This window comes from Micromonospora sp. D75, assembly GCF_018070405.1.
GTDB lineage: Bacteria > Actinomycetota > Actinomycetes > Mycobacteriales > Micromonosporaceae > Micromonospora > Micromonospora chalcea.
In genome coordinates this window covers 1-3,027 of sequence record NZ_JAGPXV010000677.1, presented here as the reverse complement: position 1 = coordinate 3,027, position 3,027 = coordinate 1, and the positions used below count along the sequence as shown (strand labels likewise).

Below are 3,027 nucleotides of genomic sequence, written 5' to 3'. Positions count from 1 at the left end.
CCTCCCCGCCCGCACGACCGCCACGGCCGGTAGGGGTGGCAGGCCGCGGAGACCCCCGACTACGGTCAGGACCGTTCTCCCGGCCCACCGGCGGCGCACTCGCCCGCCCGGATCCGGCGGTACCCCACGACCCTACCGGCGTCGCGGCCCCCGGCAGGGCTCGGACCGGGCCGCTGAGAGGATCGCACCATGCCGCTGCTGGGCTGGCTGACGAAGACAACCGACGAGCACCCGGACGCGATCCGGGTCGGCGGCCGGGCGGCGTCCTGGGTGGAGCTTCGCCGCCTTGCCACGGCGGTGGCCGACGAGCTGCGCGGCGTCGACCGGGTGGCGATCGAGGCCACCGCCACCCTGGAGACCGTGGTCGGCGTGGTGGGCGCGCTGACGGCCGGGGTTGCGGTCGTGCCGATCCCGCCGGACGCCGGGCCGATGGAGCGCGATCACATCCTGCGCGACTCGGACGCGACGGCGCTGCTGGCCCCGGCCGGCGCGGAACGCACCGTCGGTGACGCCGGCCGGCCCGTCGTACCCGTCGACCTGACCCGCCGGTCGGACACCGTCCACCCCGAGCCGGATCCGGCCCGCACCGCGGTGATCCTCTACACCAGCGGCACCACCGGCGCCCCGAAGGGCGCCGTGATCTCCCGCCGCGCGATCGCCGCCTGCCTCGACGGGCTGGCCGACGCCTGGGCATGGACGCCGGACGACCTGCTGGTGCACGGCCTGCCGCTGTTCCACGTGCACGGGCTGGTGCTCGGCGTGCTCGGACCACTGCGGCTGGGCGGCCGGCTGCACCACGTGGGCCGCCCCAGCCCCGACCGGTACGCCGCCGCCAACGGCACGATGTACTTCGGGGTGCCGACGGTGTGGTCCCGAATCGCCGCCGACCCGGACGCGGCCCGGGCGCTGCGTCCGGCGCGGCTGCTGGTCTCGGGCAGCGCGGCGCTGCCGGCGGCGGTCTTCGCCGACCTCGCCACCCTCACCGGTCACCGGGTCGTCGAGCGGTACGGGATGACCGAGACCCTGATCACTGTGAGCGCCCGGACGGACGGCCCACGCCGGCCCGGCACCGTCGGGCTGGCGCTGCCCGGGGTCCGTACGCGGCTGGTCGGCGACGACGGCACCCCGCTCCCGGCCGACGGGGCGGCGATGGGCGAGCTTCAGGTCACCGGCCCCACGCTGTTCGACGGCTACCTGAACCGTCCGGACGCCGACGCGGCGAGCCGTACCCCGGACGGTTGGTTCCGCACCGGGGACGTCGCCACCGTCGACCCGGACGGCTGGCACCGGATCGTCGGCCGGGCGTCGACCGACCTGATCAAGAGCGGTGGCTACCGGATCGGCGCGGGGGAGGTGGAGGACGCCCTGCTGACGCACCCGGGGGTCCGTGAGGCAGCCGTGGTGGGCACACCGCACCCCGACCTCGGTCAGCAGGTCACCGCGTACGTGGTGGGCGACGGGGTGGGCGAGGCCGAGCTGATCGACTTCGTGGCCCGGCACCTTTCGGCGCACAAGCGACCACGCGAGGTGCGCCTGGTCGACGCCCTGCCCCGCAACGCCCTGGGCAAGGTGCAGAAGACGCGGCTCAGCGCCGACGGTTAGGACGCGACCGCCGGGATGCTGATCGCGGTGACCACCAGTCCCCGCTCGACCAGGAACCTGCCCGCGAACGCCCGCACCTCGGCCCCGCCGAGCACCGGACCGGGCACCAGCAGCCGGGCCTCGAACGTGCCGGCCGGGTCGAACACGATGTCCGCCTCGGAGAAGTCCAGCCACTGGCCGGTGAGCGGGAACCACGCCTTGTACACCGCCTCCTTGGCGCTGAACAACAGGCGGTCCCAGCAGACGGCGGGGCGGACCGCGGCCAGCGTGACGGTGCGCGACCGTTCGGCCGGCAGGGCGATCGCTCCGAGCACCCCGTCGGGCAGCGGGGCGTGCGGCTCGGCGTCCACCCCGAGGCTGGCGAACGCCGCCGTACGGCCGACGACCGCCGCCCGGTAGCCATCGCAGTGCGTCATACTGCCGACCACGCCGTCGGGCCAGAGCGGGGCACCGCGTGCGCCGGAGACGATCGGCGCCGGGGCGAGGCCCAGTTCGCCGAGGGCCAGCCGGGCGCAGTGCCGCACGGTGGTGAACTCCCGGCGTCGTTTCTCCACCGACCGTGCCACCAGCGCCTCCTCCTCGGGGAACAGGGTCACGCCGGCGGGATCGGTGAAGGACTCGGACACCGCCACGGTGGAGGGCAGGATCTGCTCGATCACGTTGGCCGATGGTAGGCGCTGCGGCACCCCTCGCCGCGGCGGGCCTCGGCGATAGGTGCACCATAGGGGTCGGGTACGGGTGCCGGCCTGCACGGGACAGGTGCCACTCTGAGCGCCGTCCCGGTCCTGCGGGCGGGGCACCTGGATTTGGGGCGGATGGACGCGGGAATGGCGATGCTCACTGGCAAAGTGGTGCGGTTCGACGAGGTGCGGGGCTACGGGTTCATCGCCCCGGACGACGGCAGCGACGACGTGTTCGTGCACGCGAACATGCTCGACGGCGACAAGTGGGCGCTGACGCCCGGCGTCCCGGTCGAGTACGACGCGGTGGAGACCGAGCGCGGGCCCAAGGCCGTGCTGGTGCGGGTGTCCGGCGTCACGGTCGGCGGCGGGCGCAGCAGGGACAGCGGACAGGCCACGGGCGGCGCGGAGGACGACGAGGGCCTGTGCGACGTCCTCTCCGAGCGGGCCTTCTCCGCGGAGACCACCGAGGCGCTGGTGACCTCCGTGTCGGACCTGACCGGAGCGCAGATCGTGGCGGTACGTGCGAGGATGCTGGAGCTGGCCCGGCGGCACGGCTGGGTGGAGGGCTGACCGTGGCGGGGGCGGGTCACCGCTGCCCCCTGTCCGGCCGGCTCAGCCGCCGGCGATCAGCAGGGACTTCCTGATCCGCCCGAAGGCGCTGCGCGGCAACTCGTCGACGAAGTGCACCCGCCGGGGGCGCTGGCCCGCCGAGAGGTACCGGCCGACGTGGTCGATGAGCACC

General features: G+C 74.8%; 3 protein-coding genes. 2 read left to right on the top strand and 1 reads right to left on the bottom strand.

Annotated features, from left to right (window positions below; genetic code table 11):
- Window positions 1–189 precede the first annotated feature (189 nt).
- The gene (locus KBX39_RS27535; protein ID WP_210873266.1) at window positions 190–1,602 is read left to right on the top strand and encodes an acyl-CoA synthetase; all 1,413 of its coding nucleotides are present in this window, start codon (window positions 190–192) and stop codon (window positions 1,600–1,602) included.
- Here KBX39_RS27535 and KBX39_RS27530 read toward each other — a convergent pair.
- Window positions 1,599–2,261: a 4'-phosphopantetheinyl transferase gene (locus KBX39_RS27530; RefSeq protein WP_064445435.1), complete on the bottom strand. Its 663-nt coding sequence runs from the start codon at window positions 2,259–2,261 to the stop codon at window positions 1,599–1,601. The two genes, KBX39_RS27535 and KBX39_RS27530, sit on opposite strands and share 4 nt — an antisense overlap.
- A gap of 156 nt (window positions 2,262–2,417) precedes the next feature.
- On the opposite strand from KBX39_RS27530, the gene KBX39_RS27525 reads away from it, so the two are divergent.
- Window positions 2,418–2,855, top strand: coding sequence for a cold-shock protein (locus KBX39_RS27525; protein ID WP_069088288.1), 438 nt, complete (start codon window positions 2,418–2,420; stop codon window positions 2,853–2,855).
- Window positions 2,856–3,027: the final 172 nt, after the last annotated feature.